12 protein-coding genes and 1 tRNA gene are annotated in these 17774 nt (G+C 71.8%); all 13 read right to left on the reverse strand.

Annotated elements, in window-relative coordinates; genetic code table 11:
- Positions 1–69: 69 nt before the first annotated feature.
- Positions 70–1080, reverse strand: coding sequence for a T3SS effector HopA1 family protein (locus ACWV17_RS14215; protein WP_455353734.1), 1011 nt, complete (start codon positions 1078–1080; stop codon positions 70–72).
- Positions 1077–2207, reverse strand: a complete 1131-nt coding sequence (gene lxmK / locus ACWV17_RS14220) for a class V lanthionine synthetase subunit LxmK (protein WP_455359962.1) — start codon at positions 2205–2207, stop codon at positions 1077–1079. The genes ACWV17_RS14215 and lxmK overlap by 4 nt, the downstream gene beginning before the upstream one ends.
- Positions 2208–2298: 91 nt before the next feature.
- Complete coding sequence (locus ACWV17_RS14225; protein ID WP_455359963.1) at positions 2299–2934, reverse strand: LuxR C-terminal-related transcriptional regulator; 636 nt, start codon at positions 2932–2934, stop codon at positions 2299–2301.
- Between the two features lie 293 nt (positions 2935–3227).
- Positions 3228–3812: a hypothetical protein gene (locus ACWV17_RS14230; RefSeq protein ID WP_455359964.1), complete on the reverse strand. Its 585-nt coding sequence runs from the start codon at positions 3810–3812 to the stop codon at positions 3228–3230.
- Between the two features lie 129 nt (positions 3813–3941).
- Positions 3942–4787, reverse strand: a complete 846-nt coding sequence (locus ACWV17_RS14235) for an SCO2400 family protein (protein ID WP_455359965.1) — start codon at positions 4785–4787, stop codon at positions 3942–3944.
- 195 nt (positions 4788–4982) lie between these two features.
- A complete protein-coding gene (locus ACWV17_RS14240; protein ID WP_455359966.1) occupies positions 4983–5336 on the reverse strand; it encodes a hypothetical protein in 354 nt (117 codons plus the stop codon).
- Positions 5337–5704: 368 nt separating this feature from the next.
- Positions 5705–5778, reverse strand: a tRNA-Thr gene (locus ACWV17_RS14245).
- A 117-nt stretch (positions 5779–5895) separates the two neighbouring features.
- Entirely contained in the window at positions 5896–7446 is a 1551-nt protein-coding gene (locus tag ACWV17_RS14250; protein WP_455359967.1) for an alpha/beta hydrolase, read from the reverse strand.
- Positions 7447–7507: 61 nt separating this feature from the next.
- Positions 7508–8758 (reverse strand): DNA polymerase III subunit delta', encoded by a 1251-nt coding sequence (locus ACWV17_RS14255; protein ID WP_455353741.1) that lies wholly within the window; start codon positions 8756–8758, stop codon positions 7508–7510.
- Between the two features lie 449 nt (positions 8759–9207).
- Positions 9208–12348, reverse strand: a complete 3141-nt coding sequence (tmk, locus tag ACWV17_RS14260) for a dTMP kinase (protein ID WP_455359968.1) — start codon at positions 12346–12348, stop codon at positions 9208–9210.
- A 360-nt stretch (positions 12349–12708) separates the two neighbouring features.
- Entirely contained in the window at positions 12709–15561 is a 2853-nt protein-coding gene (gene topA / locus ACWV17_RS14265; protein WP_455359969.1) for a type I DNA topoisomerase, read from the reverse strand.
- Positions 15562–15758: 197 nt separating this feature from the next.
- On the reverse strand, positions 15759–15956 hold the full coding sequence (locus ACWV17_RS14270) for a hypothetical protein (RefSeq protein ID WP_455353746.1): 198 nt from the start codon (positions 15954–15956) through the stop codon (positions 15759–15761).
- A 207-nt stretch (positions 15957–16163) separates the two neighbouring features.
- Positions 16164–17669, reverse strand: coding sequence for a DUF7059 domain-containing protein (locus ACWV17_RS14275; protein ID WP_455359970.1), 1506 nt, complete (start codon positions 17667–17669; stop codon positions 16164–16166).
- Between the last annotated feature and the right edge of the window lie 105 nt (positions 17670–17774).

The following is a 17774-nucleotide window of genomic DNA, read 5'->3' on the forward strand; positions in this document are numbered from 1 at the left end:
TTTCTCCCTGTTTCAGTGACTGGCTGATGCGAAAACAGGGAATGCGTGCACTCACTCCCTGCAACCGCCTCAGAACAACCGGGGCGAGGTGGAATTGCGCGCCGGATCGGCGGGATCGATATTGGCCTCCGCGAATTGGGCCAGCAGCTCGCACTCCACGGAATTCCCGGACTTTCCGCTGTCGAGTACGGCCTTGGCCACCGCGCTCGCCCGGTGCTGGCCGAAACTCAGTCCCTGCATAGGCTGACGCCGATCCTCCGGTTCCCAGGCCAGTGCGACACCGGGCCCGAGCCGATGGGTGAACACCGAGGTCTCCTCCCCCACGCCGGGGCTGCCCACGACGGTCTCGGCCAGCCCGGGAACGGCGGCCCAGGCCTCCTGGCCGAGATAGACCACCAGGGCGTCACGCCGGGGATACAGCAGCCTCGACGAGAGCACCTTGGCCCGGTACGGCAGCTTCCGCTCCTCCAGGTGGCTCAGGACCCGGCCCCATACAGCGACAGCACTCCGGGAGTCGGTGAGGTGCACATAGAGCCGGACTGTCCCACCGGAGCCGCTCCCGGGAGTGGATCCGTCGACCAGGAAGAACCCGGGCGAGAGCGCGGGGCGCGCGGCCGGCATCCGCAGCGTGATCCGGTCACCGGGAACCCAGTCCGCGGTTGCGCCGGCGGTTGCGCCGAGGGCCCCTTCCACGGATTCCCGTGCGATGCGGATGCGCACCCCGTCCCGCTGGACGATCGCTTCCGCCGCGCCCACGGTGGACCGCGCCGGAGCGGCGCACATGAGCACTCCGACCGATGTGTGCTCATGCGGCACGGCCTCGCTCAGTGCCTGCTCGAACTCGGCGTCTCTCAGCTGTCGCGGGAGGTTCTCCGACCCCTCGCGGCGGCCTGCGTGCCATGTCTCGTAGAGCGCGCCGGCGAGCAGGGACTCCAGGGCACGCGGATCGTCGGCCGTGAGTTCCCGGCCGGCCACGGTCGCGGACGCCCTGTCCTCCGAGACGGATATGCCGCCGACCGCCGACCGCAATGCCGCGGACAGTCCGACCACGGCCTCTTTGACCTCGTTCACACCATTCACTTCGTTCTCCCCAGGCCGAGCGTGGCGGTGAACCGCTCAGGGTTGAGCAATATCCCTCGGCCGACACCGGCAGCCGCGCGTTCGATACCGGAAATCCGGCCGCGTTGCGGACTTCCCGCGATCAAGCGGTCCAGCATGTGCCAGCCGGCGAAAGCGGTGGCCCGCACAGCGAGTTCCGCATCGGTCCGGCCGGCGGTCTCGCGATATCCGTCCCAGAAATGCTGGATGCGTGGCCGCAGTCGCTCGATCTTCTCCGTGCCCCGCCGCAGGACCGACTCATGTGTGAGATCGGTATCCATGAGAACCGTGTCCCCACGGGAGGTCGCGATGTCCAGGATGGAACGGTAGAGCCATTCACCGGCGAATCCGCCCACATCACGCGCCGGGTCGGCCAGCCGGAATTCCTCCCAGTCCGCGACATGGAACCCCTCGTCCGTGACCAGCAGTTGATCCACACGCAGATCGCAGTGGGCCGGCACCCGGGGCGCTTCCTCTTCCCGGGCGCGCAGGTCCGTCACCGCCGCGATCAGCGCGGGGTCGCTCTGTATGAGCCGCCAGGTCTGCAGCTCGCCGAAGCTGAGGTTGTCGAACATCCGCTGCGGCAGCGCTTGCAGTAGCGCCGGTGAGGGCAGTTCGGGTGTGGAGCTGTCCAGGTCGCCGGGTTCGCGCACCGGGCTGTCGTGCAGAAGGCCGATGGCCCGGCCGACCGCGTGGGCCAGCGCGTCGTCGAACGTCTCGTCGACCATCAACTCCGCGCCGCTCCGCGCACCTTCGAGATACTCGAAGACGACGATCCGCGCTTCCTCGTCACAGCCCAGGAATTCCGGACCACGCAAGGCGCTGGAGGAGAGTTCCGCGGAGAACTGCTCGAAGGACAACAGGCGCCGCATTCTCGCGCGTACATCTTCGTCCCCGCCGACCAGACGCTTGACGAACACCTTGCGACCGCCGGCTGTGGCGCCCGCCCACACTTCATTGCGGCCCACCGGCGCGACGAGTGAATCCCGGTCGAACGGACCGAGCCCCAACAGTTCCAGAAGTGCGTCGACTGCGGGCACCTTCTCCAGATCGACCGGTGCGAATCCCGGCTGTTCTGTGGGCACGCGCTCACGTGTCAGGTTGTTCATAGCCATTCCCCCCGTCCGGCTGCCTGCAGGTCATACTCTGTCGCCGCCGGTTACTGATGCCAACCCCCCTTTCGGGGGGATGGGATACGCATCAGACGTGTACGAGCTCGCACCTGGCCGCTATTACCGCCGCCTGTATGCGGTTGGCGACCCGCAACTTCCCGAGGATGCGGCTCACATGCTCCTTGACCGTTTCCGGGCTGAGAAAGAGCCGTCGGCTGACTTCCCCGTTCGACAGCCCCTCGGCGACGAGGAACAGCACTTGCCGCTCCCGCTCGGTGAGCGAGGCGATCCGCTCCCGCGGCGACGAGGGGCCGATCACCGACATCGGGCCCCCCGGCACGAGCCGGGCCGTCGCGGCGGAGACTGCCCAGCAGCCCGACGCGACGAGCTGAAGCGCCCGGACGAGGTCGATGGGCTCCATGTCCCTCGTCAGCACGCCATGAGCACCCGAACGCAGCGCCAGAGCCATGTCGGCGGCGGCCCCCGTCGCCAGCAGCGCGACCTTGGGCGAGCTGGGCAGCGCCCGGAGGTGCTCCACCACCGTGCGCAGCTCTGCCGCGGGGATGTCCGCGGTGTCGATCAGAACCAGATCGATCCGGTCGCGTGCGGACTGCTCCAGCGCCTGATAACCGGCACGCTCCCCCACCACCTCGAGGTCGTCGACCTGGTCGACGGCCCGCCGGATGCTCCGTCGCAGCGGAATGGCATCGGAAATGGTGATCAACGACTTCTTGTGCACTGTGCCCCGTTTTCATGGTCAAGCAAAGGTTCATGGTCAAGCAAAGGTCGATGTGGCGCATGGTCGAGTTGCGCCACAGGAACGAGCCTAGGCAGCGGCAGGGGGCCTCGCATCGACTGCCCGGACGATTCGACCCCCGCCGCCCGGCGGGTTTGCGGACATTGCGTTCGCGGACCGGCTCGACACGTCGTTCGGCTCAGGGGCGAGGCAACTGCGCTCTCAGGCCCGGCAGTCCACCCCCCATCTGCGCCGCCGCGCGGCGCACGAGCACCGCTGAATCACCCGGAGGAGGCGTAGCCCTGTCGGCCTCGGCCTTCGGTGCCGTCGTCGGGGATCGCCCAGGAGGGCCGGGCGGAGGAGATCGCCTGCCGCGGCTGCGCGGCGGGGCCGGGACGTGAGCGGGGAGCAGGGGCGGCGCCCGGCCGCGCCGGACTCGGCGCGGGCACCGGAGTGAGCTGCTGGCCTGGGCCGGGGGTCGCCGAGCCGCGTGGTGGCGTGAAGCGGGCCACCTCGCTCGGTGACATGCCGAGCAGACGCCCGGCGTCGCCCTGGCTCACGCGCAGCTGGTCCACGAGCTCCTGAACGGCTGCGGCGATCGCCTGATCCTCGGCGGCGACCGCGGCCGCCCGGCGGCGCCGCGCTTCCGCGACCGGGCCGAGCACGGGTCCGAGTTCGGGCACCGCCATGTCCACGACGACGGCGTCCGGAGGGACACCGAGGGCTTCGGCGACGAGGCCGCGGGCCAGGTCCTCCGCATGCTCCAGAGTGCGGCACTGGGCGTGCAGGTCGAGACGGGGGACGTCGACGGCCCACCACCGGCCGATGCGGCGCAGCAGGACTTGGACTTCGTAGCGGGGGCTCACGGGCTCTGCCTCCTCATCCCTTCCATCGGCTGGGGCTGTTGCTCACGGACTGAGGAACCAGGACGTAGGAGCGCCATGTGCGACACACGTCCCGCTCGTCGAGCCGGCAACGGCCGGGTGTCGGCATGGTCAGCCGAGGCACACCACGAGCACACACACCTCCGTCGGCGACGTCGATATCAATGCGGGACCGGTCTGGGACGCGCCCGAGTCCGGGCTGCCGGCGGTCGGGGGCGCCGACGGTTGCTCCGTCGTCGTATCGGAGCGCTCGGGGGCCGATTCGCCGGCGGACGCGGCGGTGCTCTGCGGCTGCGGGGTCGACGACGCAGCCGGGCGGGGAGGCGCGGCGGCATCCGGCCGAGCGATCGACTGCGGCGTGCGGGGCGGGGCCGCGAGGGACTGCTGTCGCGGGGCGCTGGTCGTCGGCGGCTGCGGCTGGGACTGGGAAGGGGTGTGTGACGACCGGAGAGTGCCCTGAGTGGTGGCTGGTGTGGACGCCGGAGGGTTCTGCTCAGGCATCTGCTCTTCCACGGCGCCCACACTCCGCTGGTCCGGCGCCGTGGCCGCCTGTGCCCGGTCCGTGGAGTGCCGGTCCATCGTGGCGATGGTCAGTCCGCCTCCGACGAGTGCGACGGCGCTCGCGACCGCTGCCCGGCGCTTGTTCTTCTTCCAGCGGGCCAGCTGGCGACGGCGTGCTGCCCGACCCTGCTGCGCCGGCGACGGGCCCTCCACGTCGGCGGCGAGGGTGTGCGGGGCCGCGTCCGTATCAGCATGGAACTCCGCCTCGTTGTCCAGGGGTCTGTCGTGCCACACGCCGGAGGTCGCGGATTCCCGGTGGGCCGGTGTGGCCGGTGGGGCGCCCGAACCGATGCGGCCGTCGGTGGCGGGCGGGGCGATGTCCGGGGCGTAGGCGCCACACCCGGGACACACCAGGGCGCCGTTGAGATGCCGACGGCACGAGGAGCAGTAATCCATCTGCGGTCTTCTGGTCTTCCTGGGCGGACTGCGCCGTTGGCCCGCCTGGGCCACGGCCTGGTCATGTTTCGCATAGGGGATCGAGCGGCCAGTCACGCTAACGAGGCTTTCGAAAGGCTGTGTGCAGCCTGTGTGATGCTCCTGCGTGGATTCAGCGGCAGCGGTTCGTGGCGATCGAAAAAGGCCGGTCCGCTGTCAGGCTCGGTTGAGCCGGGCAGCGATCCCATGGCCGATCAGCAAATACATGGCAGCCGGAAGACCATAATTAAGGGCAACACGTAGACCTTCTGTGTCCATCGTGAAAATGTCCCGTGCCCACCAGGCCAGCCAGTCCGCCGTTCCCCGCACGAACTCGACGAACACATTCGCCTGGTTCGCGTCGAGCAGGAACAACAGGATCCACAGGCCGAGCAGACCTGCCGCGATGTCCGCGATCGTACAGACGGTGAGGGCGGTGCGCCGTGTGGCGGTCTGGTGACGCGCGGAGCTGTCCGGCTGCGAGGGCTGGATGTACGTCTGGTGTCCGGGAACCGGGTCGATGTTGCTCACAGGAAATCCGATCGACGTAGTGCCATGTCGGCGCGCTCGCTCCAGGTGTCGAAATTCAGCCCGGGTCGTCGCCCCGCTTCTTCCTGCTTCTGCGTTCCGCATGCGCTGCCTGTTACACCGCCGCCCGCGATGACTCACATATGGCTTCCTATTCAGGTACTTACGCAGATGTTCGCGCACCTGGGCTCTTATCGGGATGGAATGGAGGCCTGACGTGCGGCACGCCCCCGTGACCGGGCCTGCCCCTGCTCGCACAGGCCGCAATCCCCCTGCCCAACCCCGGACTTCACGGCATGCGTTCACTGGGGGCCTACGCCGGGGCATGAAAAAACCCCAGGTCACGGCGAGTGAGTCCTGGGGTTAATCCGAGCCGCCTTCGGGATTCGAACCCGAGACCTACGCATTACGAGTGCGTTGCTCTGGCCAACTGAGCTAAGGCGGCAAGCTGCGGAGGCATCTCCTCGCGCACGAAGAGATTCGCATCAGCAGCGGCGCCAAGTCTACAGGGTTGTTCGGGGTGCCCCGGACCAGCCTCCGGTTGGGTGCCGGAGGGGCCCTGTCAGCACTTCTTGCCGTCCGCCGGGGGCCTGCCCTCCAGCAGGTAGCGGTTGATCGCCGTGTCGATGCAGTCGCTGCCGCGGCCGTACGCGGTGTGCCCGTCTCCGTCGTACGTCAGGAGGGTGCCCGACGAGAGCTGGCCGGCCAGCGCCTCCGCCCACTTGTACGGGGTGGCCGGATCCCGCGTCGTACCGACGACCACGATCGGCGCGGCCCCCTTCGCCTCCAGGCGCTGCGGCTTGCCAGTCGCCTTGACCGGCCAGTACGTGCAGTTCAGCGAGGCGTACGCGAGCCCCTCGCCGAAGACCGGCGAGGCCTTCTCGAAGGACGGGAGCGCCGCCTGGACCGCTTCCGGCCCGCTGAAGGCCGGCGGCAGGTCGACACAGTTCACGGCGGCGTTCGCGTACATGAGATTCGCGTACGTGCCGTCCGGCTCGCGCTCGTAGTAGGAGTCGGCGAGGGCGAGGAGCCCGGCGCCGTCGCCCGCCTCCGCCCGGGTGATCCCTTCGCGCAGCTGCGGCCAGGCCGACTCGTCGTACATCGCGGCGATGACGCCGGTGGTCGCGAGGGACTCGGTGAGTTCGCGGCTCTGGCCGGTCGGCACCGGGTCGGCGTCGAGCTTGTCGAGGAACGCCTTGAGCTGCTTGCCCGCGTCGGCCGGGCCGCCCGTGCCCAGCGGGCAGTCCGGCTGCGCAGCGCAGTCCTTCGCGAAGGACCGGAACGCCGTCTCGAAGCCGGCCGTCTGGTCCCGGTTCAGCTCGATCGAGGGCAGCGTCGGATCCATCGCGCCGTCCAGGACCAGCCGGCCGACGCGGCCGGGGAAGAGGTCCGCGTACGTCGCGCCCAGGTACGTGCCGTACGAGGCGCCGACGTACGCCAGCTTCTCGTCGCCCAGCACAGCCCGCAGCACATCCATGTCCTTGGCGGCGTCGACCGTCGACACGTGCGGCAGGATCTCACCGGACCGCTTCTCGCAGCCCGCCGCGAACTTCTTGAATGCGGCGACCAGCAGGCCGCTCTCGGCCGGGTCGTCCGGAGTCTGGTCGACCTGCGTGTACGCGTCCATCTCCTTGCCGTCCAGGCACTCGACGGGCTCGCTGCGAGCCACCCCGCGCGGGTCGATCGCCACCATGTCGTACTGGGCACGGACCGGGGCGGGGTAGCCGATGCCCGCGTACGCCTGGAGGTAGCCGATCGCCGATCCGCCGGGCCCGCCCGGGTTGACCTGCAGCGATCCGAGGCGCTTGCCGGGGCCGGTGGCCTTCTTGCGGGCCACCGCGAGCTTGATGTCCTGGGCGGGGTCGGGCTTGTCGTAGTCCAGCGGCGCCTTCATCGTGGCGCACTGGAACCCCGGGACACCGCAGTCCCGCCAGCTCAGCTTCTGGTCGTAGTACGGCTTGAGGTTCGCGGGGACGTCCGTGGCCGCCGCGGGGCCTCCCGGAGCCGACGCCGATGCGGTCGGGCTGGAACTCCCCGACGTACAGCCGGAAATGAACAGTCCGGTTGCAGCGAGCACGGTCCCGGTGGTGCGGAGCAGGCGCCTGGTGTCCATCTGCGGAGCGTAACGCCCGGCGGGGCGACCTGCACCGTTCGTTCCCGTATGAGTGATCGTGTCAACCCGCACGGAGGGCCATCGTCATGGCCTCGACGGCCAGCAGCGGGGCGACATTCCGCTCGAGCGCGTCGCGGCAGGCGATCACCGCCTCTATCCGGCGCAGGGTGCGCTCGGGGGTCGAACTCTGCGCGATCCGGTTCAGCTCGTCCCCCATCTCCGCATTGGCGATCGCCACCCGGGAACCCAGCTGGAGGGCCAGCACGTCCCGGTAGAACCCGGTCAGGTCGATGAGCGCGAGGTCGAGGCTGTCGCGCTGCGTGCGGGTCTTGCGCCGCTTCTGCTTGTCCTCCAGCTCCTTCATCACCCCGGCCGTACCGCGCGGCATGCGGCCGCCGGATCCTGCCCCGGCGCCCAGCGCGGCGCGCAGATCCTCGGTCTCCTTGACGTCGATCTCCTCCGCGACCTGCTTGGCGTCCTCGGCGGCGGCGTCGATCAGCTCCTGGGCGGCCTTGAGGCAGCCGCCGATGTCGTCGACGCGGAGCGGCAGGCGGAGCACCGACGCGCGGCGCGCGCGGGCCCGCTCGTCGGTGGCGAGGCGGCGGGCCCGGCCGATGTGCCCCTGGGTGGCGCGGGCGACGGACGCGGCGACGGCGGGCTCGATCCCGTCCCGCCGGACCAGCACGTCCGCGACGGCCTCGACGGACGGTGTACGGAGGGTCAGATGCCGGCAGCGTGAGCGGATCGTGGGCAGCACGTCCTCCAGCGAGGGCGCGCACAGCAGCCACACCGTGCGCGGGGCGGGCTCCTCCACGGCCTTCAGCAGGACGTTGCCCGCGCCCTCGGTGAGGCGGTCGGCATCCTCGAGCACGATGACCTGCCAGCGGCCGACGGCGGGGGAGAGCTGCGCGCGGCGGACGAGGTCGCGGGTCTCCTTCACGCCGATGGAGAGGAGATCGGTGCGGATGATCTCCACGTCCGCGTGCGTGCCGACGAGGGTGGTGTGGCAGCCGTCGCAGAACCCGCAGCCCGGTGCGCCGCCGAGGGCGCGGTCCGGGCTGGTGCACTGCAGCGCCGCCGCGAAGGCTCGGGCGGCGGTGGACCGCCCCGAGCCGGGCGGCCCGGTGAACAGCCACGCGTGCGTCATCTTCGACGCGGTGAGGGGCGGGGGGGTGGCGGTCGCGGCCGGGGTTGCGGTCGCGTCCGGGGTTGCGGCGGATTCGGCGGTGACCAGGGCGTCCGCGTCGCGCGCGGCGGCGGCAAGCTGCGCCTGCACCCGGTCCTGGCCCACCAGGTCGTCCCATACGGCCATGCGGTCCCGCCCTCTGCGCGTCGTACACGTACGGCCCCATTGTGGGCCACCCCACTGACACCGGACGCCGATGGCCGTCCGGCGGCGGGCGGGTGCTCTCTCCCCTGACCCGCCCCTTCCCGAAACCGGGGCAAGCCCCGGCCCCCGGCGGGGTGGGTGGGGGCGCGGGGCCACGGCCCCCGGACCTGGCAGGTTCCGGCCGGGCGTACCCGCACCGCCGCCGGGTCCCGGCCCCCCGCGACCCGTGCGGGATGCGCTGCCAAACACCGTTCCAGCAGCTGCGGCCCCTGCGCCGGGCATCGCCACGGAGCAGCGCTGCGCGCGGCGGCCGCCTGCGCACAGCCGCAAGGCGGCCGGGTTCGCCCCTAGCGGAAGCTATGGGCGAACCCGGCCAACGTGGCAGAAGTGCGTGCCCTGGGGCACCTCCCTGGGGGCCCCGGACGGGGGACCTAGCCGCGGCGGTTTCTGCGCGGGGTGTCTTCCTCGCCGTCGTGGGGGCCCAGCAGTTCGTCCGCCAGGGTGGGGAGGTCGTCCAGCGGGGTTTCCTCCGCCCAGTCCGAGCGGCGGCGGGGGCGGCCCGACTCGTCCATCTGCGGGAGCTCGCGGGTGCGCTCGGGCGACGCCTCCGGCTCGTCCCGGAAGAAGCCCGGCGGCACCCGGTCGTCGCGTACCGGCGGCAGCACCGCTGTCTCCTCCGCCAAGCCGACGCGGTCGTCGCGTACCGGCGGCAGCACCGCCGTCTCATCCACCTTGCCAGCGCGGTCGTCGCGTACGGGCGGCAGCACCGCCGTCTCGTCCGCCGGGCCGGTGCGGTCGTCCCGTACCGGCGGCAGCACCGCTGTCTCGTCGGCCGCGACCGGCGGCAGTACCGCCGTCTCTTCCGTCGGGCCCACCCGGGGGTCCGTCGGAGCCGGGACCGTCTGGGTCACCTCTTCCGGGCCCACCGCCGGGGTCGGCGCAGTCGGCGCCTCCTCCGACGTACGAGCGGACGCGGACGCCGCAGCCGCCGCCGCGGCCGCCGACTCCGCCAGCCGACGGGCCTCCTCCGCGCGGAGCAACGCCTCCTCCGCCTTGCGCTGCTTCTCCAGACGCCGCGCCTCCGCCTCCGCCCGGAGCCGCGCCTCCTCCTCCGCCTGCCTGCGACGGCGCTCCTGCTCCGCCGCCAGCGCCTTCTCCTCCGCGGCGCGACGCGCCCGCTCCTCCTCCGCGAGCCGGCGGGCCTCCTCCGCGCGCTGCCGCGCCTCCTCCGCCTGCCGCTCGGCCTCCCGCTGCTGCGCCTCCTGGATCTCGCGGCGCTTGCGCTCCTCCTCCTCGGCCCGGAGCTTGGCGAGCTGCGCCTGCCGCTCGCGCTCCAGCCGTTCCTCCTCCGCCTTGCGCGCGGCCTCCTCCTCGGCCCGCCGGCGTGCCTCTTCCTCCGCCGCCTTCCGCGCCTCCTCCCGCGCCTTCACCTCGGCGTCGGAGAGCGGCAGCATCTGGTCGAGCCGGTGCCGTACGACCGTCGTCACCGACTCCGGCTCCTGGCCCGCGTCCACCACCAGGTACCGGCCCGGGTCCGCGGCCGCCAGGGTCAGGAACCCGGCCCGTACCCGCTGGTGGAACTCCGCGGGCTCGGACTCCAGCCGGTCCGGCGCCTCCGTGAAGCGCTCCCGTGCCGTCTCCGGGGAGACGTCCAGCAGTACGGTCAGATGCGGTACGAGTCCATCCGTCGCCCAGCGCGAGATACGGGCGATCTCGGTCGGCGAGAGGTCGCGGCCGGCGCCCTGGTAGGCCACGGACGAGTCGATGTACCGGTCGGAGATCACGACCGCGCCCCGCTCCAGCGCCGGCCGGACGACGGTGTCGACGTGCTCGGCCCGGTCGGCGGCGTACAGCAGCGCCTCCGCACGGTTCGACAGCCCGGCCGACGACACGTCCAGCAGGATCGACCGCAGCCGCTTGCCGACCGGCGTCGCGCCCGGCTCGCGGGTCACCACGACCTCGTGTCCCTTGGCCCGGATCCACTCGGCCAGCGCCTCGGCCTGGGTCGACTTCCCGGCCCCGTCGCCGCCCTCCAGGGCGAGGAAGAAACCGGTGGCCGCGGGCGCCTGTGCGGGCTCCCCGCCCCGGAACGCGTCCCGCAGGTCGCGCCGCAGCGGTACGCCCTGCCGGTCGTCGGCCTTGCCCAGCACGATCGCCGCGACGGGCAGCAGGAGCGCGCCCACCAGCATCAGCGTGAAGGCGGCGCCGCCGTGGGCGAAGACGAAGCTGCCGTTCGCCAGCCGGTGCGGCCCGATGGCCGCGGCCAGCAGCGGGGCCGCGACGGCGGCGAGCGCGATGGAGACCCGGACGACCGCCTGGAGGTGCTCGACCGTCCGGACCCGCCGGAACTCCTCGCTCTCCTGCTCCAGCAGCGTGTGCCCGGCGCCCGCGGCAACACCCGCGCAGAAGCCTGCGAACAGCGCGATGATCAGCACGGTCGCGGTGTCCGGCACGAGGCCCATGACCAGCAGCGCAAGCCCGGTCAGCGCGAGGGTCAGGGCGAGCAGCCGGCGGCGCGAGAGGGCGGGCAGCACCTGCTGCGCCCCGCGGATGCCGAGAACCGTGCCGCCCGTCAGCGCCAGTACGAGCAGCGCGAAGGCGGCCGGGCCGCCGCCGAGGTCGAACGCGTGCAGTACGGACACGGCCACGGCGGACGCCACCGCCCCCGCCACCGCCGCACAGGCCAGGACGAGCAGCGCGATCGCACCCGTGCGTCCCTTGTCGGCGCCGCTCCCGGTCTTCGGGCGGCGCAGCCCCTCCAGCGGCGAACGCGGGCGGGGCGTCTGGGTGTCGGGCAGCTCCAGCAGGTACAGCACCGAGACGGAGGCCGCGAAGAGCCCGGCCGCGACGTACGAACCGAAAGCCGCCTGGTGGAGCGAGAACCATGCGACGCCGGCACCGAGCAGATTGCCCACCAGCGTGGCGGCCAGCAGCACGGCGGCCGCGGCGGGAAGGGCCACGAAGCCCGTACGGAGGGACAGGCGGCGCAGCGCGTCGGTGTGGTCCGGCAGCGGCCGTACCGTCGCGCCCTCCGGCGGCGGGGCGGGCAGCAGCGCGGGCGCCGCGCTCTCCCTGGCGACCGTCCAGAAACGCTCGGCGACGCCGGCGACGAAGACGGTGGCGAGGAGGAACGCGAGAGCCTGGTCGGGGGTCCAGTCGATCCACAGCGGAGCGACGACGAACAGCGCGATCCGCACCCCGTCCGCGGCCATCATGGTCCACCGGCGGTCCAGCGGGCCGCCGGGCGCGGTCAGCGTGGAGAGCGGACCGAGCAGCACGGCGCCGAACAGCAGCGTGGCGAGGATCCGTACCCCGAACACCGCGGCGACCGCGAATGCCGCGCCCCGGTACCCCCCGCCGAACGCGCCCTCGCCGACTGCCGCCTGGAGGGACAGCAGCACCAGCACCAGAAGGGCCAGCGCATCGCCGACACCGCCGACCAGATGCGCGCTCCACAACCGCCGCAGCGGGGGGATGCGCAGCAGCGCGCGCACCGCGCGCTCACGTGAGTCCGCGGCTAGGGCGTCGTCGGAAGGGGTGGTCCCGACGGTTGGCTGCTCGGCTCGCGTCATCCGCCCAGCCTATCCGGAGCGCGCAGATCCATGCCGGTCCACCCGAACAAGTGACCACAACCGCTGAACACCCCCGGCCCGAGGCAGCCCCACGGCGACCTGCCTGGGGGCGCTGCCGCGCGGCCGAGCCACAGGCACTCCCGCCGACGCGGAACGCGAAACACACCGGTCGGCCCGGCGGCGGAGGTCGACGGACCCCCGAGCCGGCGGCCACCGCCACGGCCCGTCACCGACCCAGCACTCGGGGCGCCACCCTCCGGTCAGCCCCGGCCCCCGCAGCGGAGGGCGACGGGGCCGACCGCGCGCCCCGGCGCTCAGCGGTCCCCCGGGCGCTGCCCGGCGCCCGGGGACCGGCCCTCGCTACTCGTCCGCCGTCGCGTTCGCGCTCGACGCGGTCTTCTTCGCCGCCGCCGTCGTCTTCTTGGCGGTCGTCTTCTTCGCGACCGTCTTCTTCGCCACCGTCGCCGTCGTCGTCTTCTTCGCCGCCGTCTTCTTCGCGGCGGTCGCCTTCTTCGCCGGAGCCTTCTTGGCGGGAGCCTTCTTGGCCGTCTTCTTGGCCGGGCCCTTCGCCCGCTTCTCCGCGAGCAGTTCGTAGCCCCGCTCCGGCGTGATCGTCTCGACGTCGTCGTCCCGCCGCAGCGTCGCGTTCGTCTCGCCGTCCGTCACGTACGGCCCGAAGCGGCCGTCCTTCACCACCACCGGGCGCCCGCTCACCGGGTCGGTGCCGAGCTCCTTCAGCGGCGGCTTGGCCGCGGCCCGCCCGCGCTGCTTCGGCTGCGCGTAGATCGCGAGCGCCTCGTCCAGCGTGATCGTGAAGAGCTGGTCCTCGGACTCGATCGAGCGGGAGTCCGTGCCCTTCTTCAGGTACGGGCCGTACCGCCCGTTCTGCGCGGTGATCTCGACGCCCTCGGCGTCCACTCCCACCACCCGCGGCAGCGACATCAGCTTGAGCGCCTCGTCGAGCGTGACCGTGTCGATGGACATCGACTTGAAGAGCGAGGCCGTCCGCGGCTTGACCGCGTTCTTGCCGGTCTTCGGCGTGCCCTCGGGCAGGATCTCCGTGACGTACGGGCCGTAGCGCCCGTCCTTCGCGACGATCTGGTTCCCGCTGACCGGATCCGCCCCCAGCTCGAAGTCGCCGCTCGGCTTGGCGAACAGCTCCTCCGCGTACGCGACCGTCAGCTCGTCCGGCGCCATCTCCTCCGGCACGTCGGCCCGCTGGTGGCCCTCCGCGTCCTTCTCGCCGCGCTCGATGTACGGGCCGTAGCGCCCCACGCGCAGCACGATGCCCTCGCCGACCGGGAACGAGGAGATCTCCCGGGCGTCGATCGCGCCCAGGTCGGTCACCAGCTCCTTCAGGCCGCCCAGGTGGTCGCCGTCGCCGTTGCCGGCCTCGGAGGCCGCACCCGCGCCCGCGTCGCCCTCGCCGAAGTAGAAACGCTTCAGCCACGGCACGGCCTGCGCCTCGCCCCGGGCGATGCGGTCGAGGTCGTCCTCCATCTTGGCGGTGAAGCCGTAGTCGACGAGCCGCCCGAAGTGCTTCTCCAGCAGGTTGACCACGGCGAAGCTCAGGAAGGACGGGACCAGCGCGGTCCCCTTCTTGAACACATAGCCACGGTCGAGGATGGTCCCGATGATCGACGCGTAGGTCGAGGGCCGTCCGATCTCGCGCTCTTCGAGCTCCTTGACCAGCGAGGCCTCGGTGTAGCGGGCCGGCGGCTTGGTCGAGTGGCCGTCCGCCGTGATCTCCTCGGCCGACAGCGGGTCGCCCTCGGCGACCTGCGGCAGCCGCCGCTCGCGGTCGTCGAGCTCGGCGTTCGGGTCGTCGGCGCCTTCGACATACGCCTTCATGAAGCCGTGGAAGGTGATCGTCTTGCCGGAGGCCGAGAACTCGGCGTCCCGGCCGTCCGAGGCCCGCCCGCCGATCTTCACGGTGACCGAGTTTCCGACCGCGTCCTTCATCTGGGAGGCGACGGTCCGCTTCCAGATCAGCTCGTACAACCGGAGCTGGTCGCCGGTCAGACCCGTCTCGCCCGGCGTACGGAAGCTGTCGCCCGACGGCCGGATCGCCTCGTGCGCCTCCTGCGCGTTCTTGACCTTGGCGGCGTACGTCCGCGGCTTGTCCGGCAGGTAGTTGGCGCCGTACAGGTGCGTGACCTGGGCCCGGGCCGCGGCGACCGCGGTGTCGGACAGCGTGGTGGAGTCCGTACGCATGTAGGTGATGAAGCCGTTCTCGTACAGCTTCTGGGCCACCTGCATGGTCGCCTTCGCGCCGAAGCCGAGCTTGCGCGAGGCCTCCTGCTGCAGGGTGGTCGTACGGAACGGGGCGTACGGCGAGCGCCGGTACGGCTTGGACTCGACGGACCGGACGCTGAACGACGTGCCGTCGAGGGCAGCGGCCAGGGCCCGCGCGTTCGTCTCGTCGAGGTGCAGGACGTCGCTCTTGAGCTGTCCGTTCGAGCCGAAGTCGCGGCCCTGCGCGATCCGCCGGCCGTCGACCGTGTTCAGCCGGGCGACCAGGGTCGACGGGTCGGAAGCGTCCCCGGCCCGGCCGGTGGCGAACGTCCCGGTCAGGTCCCAGTACTCGGCGGACCGGAACGCGATGCGGTCGCGCTCCCGCTCGACGACGAGACGCGTCGCGACCGACTGCACCCGGCCCGCGGACAGCCGCGGCATGACCTTCTTCCACAGGACCGGCGACACCTCGTAGCCGTAGAGGCGGTCGAGGATGCGGCGGGTCTCCTGCGCGTCGACCATGCGCTTGTTCAGCTCGCGCGGGTTGGCCACGGCGTCCCGGATCGCGTGCTCGGTGATCTCGTGGAAGACCATCCGGTGGACCGGGACCTTGGGCTTCAGCACCTCCAGGAGGTGCCACGCGATGGCTTCGCCCTCGCGGTCCTCATCGGTGGCGAGGAAGAGTTCGTCGGACTCGGCCAGCTGCTCCTTGAGCTTCCTGACCTGGGCCTTCTTGTCGGCGTTGACGACGTAGATGGGCTGGAAGTCGTGTTCGACGTCCACGCCGAGGCGGCGCACCTCGCCGGTGTACTTGTCGGGCACCTCGGCGGCGCCGTTCGGGAGGTCGCGGATGTGCCCGACGCTCGCCTCGACGACGTATCCGGGGCCGAGATAGCCCTTGATCGTCTTAGCCTTGGCAGGAGACTCGACGATGACGAGTCGGCGGCCGCCCTTTGCGGTCTCGCTGGTCGGGGACAACTTGGCTCTTCTCTCCGGTCGGCACTCGGTCGCAGTACGGTGACGCTGCGGAGTGTGACGGTACAACCCGCCCCCGTGTCAAACGGCAGAAGCCCGCAACGGCCACTCGAACGGTAACCCGACTAGTGCCCTTCTTGCCGCCCCGACCTTCGCCCCGCCGTGCCGACGCCGCCGTAAAGCCTCTTTTCAGAAGCTCCTCAGAACCTCCAGAAACACCACGCGGCAAGGGCGAGGGACGCCGCTCCAGCCAGCGTGGCAAGTGTGACGGAAGCGGCAGGGCGCACTCCGTACGCAACCGGCGCGCGATGCAGCACGCGCGCTCCCGTCCAGACCAGCATCCCGGCGCCGAACAGCGCGAACGTCGTTCCGGCGAAGATCGCGGGTCCGCTCTCCATGTCCGTACCTCTCGCGGTGTCCGATTCCCGGGCGCTTCCGGACGAGGAGGCTGACATGTCGGGGCATCGGCGGCACCAACCCCAAGTGAACACCTGCCTCCGGGGTCGGCGCGATGGCCGGTTTCCGCCGCAGCGCGGCTTTCATTCCGCGGGTCTCACTCCGCCGGTTTCACTCCGCCGGTTTCGCTCCGCCGGACTCCGCCGGTTTCACTCCGGCCCGTCCACCGGTACGAGGAAACCCTGCTCGACCAGCAGCCGGATCGCCTCGGGCGTCCGGTCGCGGAGCAGCACCGGGTCCTCCTGCAGCAGCTGGGCGATGGCGTCCAGGATCCGGCCTGCGCTGAGCGTCCCGTCGCACACCCCCGCGAACCCCGCGCCGACGGTGTCGACCTTGGTCGCGCGCCGCATGCCGCGGTTCTGCCGGAGCACCACATGCTCGGGGTCCTCGGCGCCCGGCATGCCGACCTGTTCCTGCACGACCTCGTCCGCCAGCCTGAAATGGCCCGCCAGCAGCGCCGCGTCGTCGTGCTCCCGCAGAAAGTCCTGCCGCTCGAAGTGCGCCAGCACGGTCGCGCCGAGCGGCTGCTCGACCGGGTGCGGCCACTCCTCGACGACGATCGAGGGCCGGTCGGAACCGGACTTCCGCAGGGTGATCCAGCCGAAGCCGACCGCCTTGGTCTTGCGGGCCTCGAACTCGTCGAGCCACGCCGCGTACCGCGCTTCGTAGTCGGCCGGGTCGCTCCGGTGGTCTCCCGCGTCGCGCAGCCACAGCTCCGCGTACTGCGTGATGTCCTGCACCTCGCGCTGCACGATCCACGCGTCGCAGCCGCGCGGCACCCAGGAGCGGAGCCTGTCGTGCCAGTCCTCGCCCTCCACGTGCTGCCAGTTGGCGAGGAACTGCGCGTACCCGCCGGCGTTCAGCCGGTCACCGGCCTGCTGGACGAGCGTGCGGCACAGGTCGTCGCCGCCCATCCCGCCGTCGCGGTACGTCAGGCGGGCGCCCGGCGAGATGACGAACGGCGGGTTCGACACGATCAGGTCGTACGTCTCGTCCGCCACCGGGTCGAACAGCGAGCCCTCCCGCAGGTCCGCCTCGGGCGCCCCGGAGAGCGCCAGGGTGAGCCGGGCGAAGTGCAGGGCCCGCGGGTTGAGATCGGTGGCGGTGACCCGGGTGGCGTGCTGCGCGGCGTGCAGGGCCTGGATGCCGGAACCGGTGCCGAGGTCGAGCGCCTTGGCCACGGGCGTACGGACGGTGAGGCCGGCCAGCGTGGTGGACGCCCCGCCCACCCCGAGGACGACGGCCTCCTGACTGCTGCCGATGCCTCCGGCGCCGCCCACGGCACAGCCGAGGTCGGACACGATGAACCAGTCCTGGCCCTCCGGCCCGCCGTAGGGCCGCACATCGACGGCGGCCCGCACCTGGTCGCCGTCCAGCGTCAGCCAGCCGTCGGCCAGGGCGTCTTCGGCGGGCAGGGCAGCGGCGGCATGGGCGTACGGAACGGGGCGCCGGAGCAGGAAGAGCCGTACGAGCGTCTGCAGCGGGCCGTCGTCGCGGGTGGCCCGGACGGCGGGGACCGTCTCGCTGCGGGCGAGCGCGGCGTACGCGGGGGCGCCGAGCAGGTCGAGCAGCCCGTCCGCGGTGAAGCCGGCGCGGAGCAGGGCCGCACGCAGTTGGGGGGAACGGTCGGGCGCGGGAAGGCTGGGCGTACTCACCCGCCCATTGTGGCCTCCGGCACCGACATTGCGTACGACCACGACGCGGTGGGGCGGACCGGCCCCACCGCCCGTCGCGCCAGAACGCGGCGGGAGCGGGCGCGG

This window comes from Streptomyces mabaensis, from assembly GCF_053763515.1.

Excerpts from the sequence above, each read along its gene's own strand:
- tmk (WP_455359968.1), bottom strand. The coding sequence starts at position 12,348 with ATGACGCGAGCCGAGCAGCCAACCGTCGGGACCACCCCTTCCGACGAC.
- ACWV17_RS14235 (WP_455359965.1), bottom strand. The coding sequence starts at position 4,787 with ATGGATTACTGCTCCTCGTGCCGTCGGCATCTCAACGGCGCCCTGGTG.
- ACWV17_RS14255 (WP_455353741.1), bottom strand. The coding sequence starts at position 8,758 with ATGGCCGTATGGGACGACCTGGTGGGCCAGGACCGGGTGCAGGCGCAG.
- lxmK (WP_455359962.1), bottom strand. The coding sequence starts at position 2,207 with ATGAACAACCTGACACGTGAGCGCGTGCCCACAGAACAGCCGGGATTC.
- ACWV17_RS14250 (WP_455359967.1), bottom strand. The coding sequence starts at position 7,446 with ATGGACACCAGGCGCCTGCTCCGCACCACCGGGACCGTGCTCGCTGCA.
- ACWV17_RS14270 (WP_455353746.1), bottom strand. The coding sequence starts at position 15,956 with ATGGAGAGCGGACCCGCGATCTTCGCCGGAACGACGTTCGCGCTGTTC.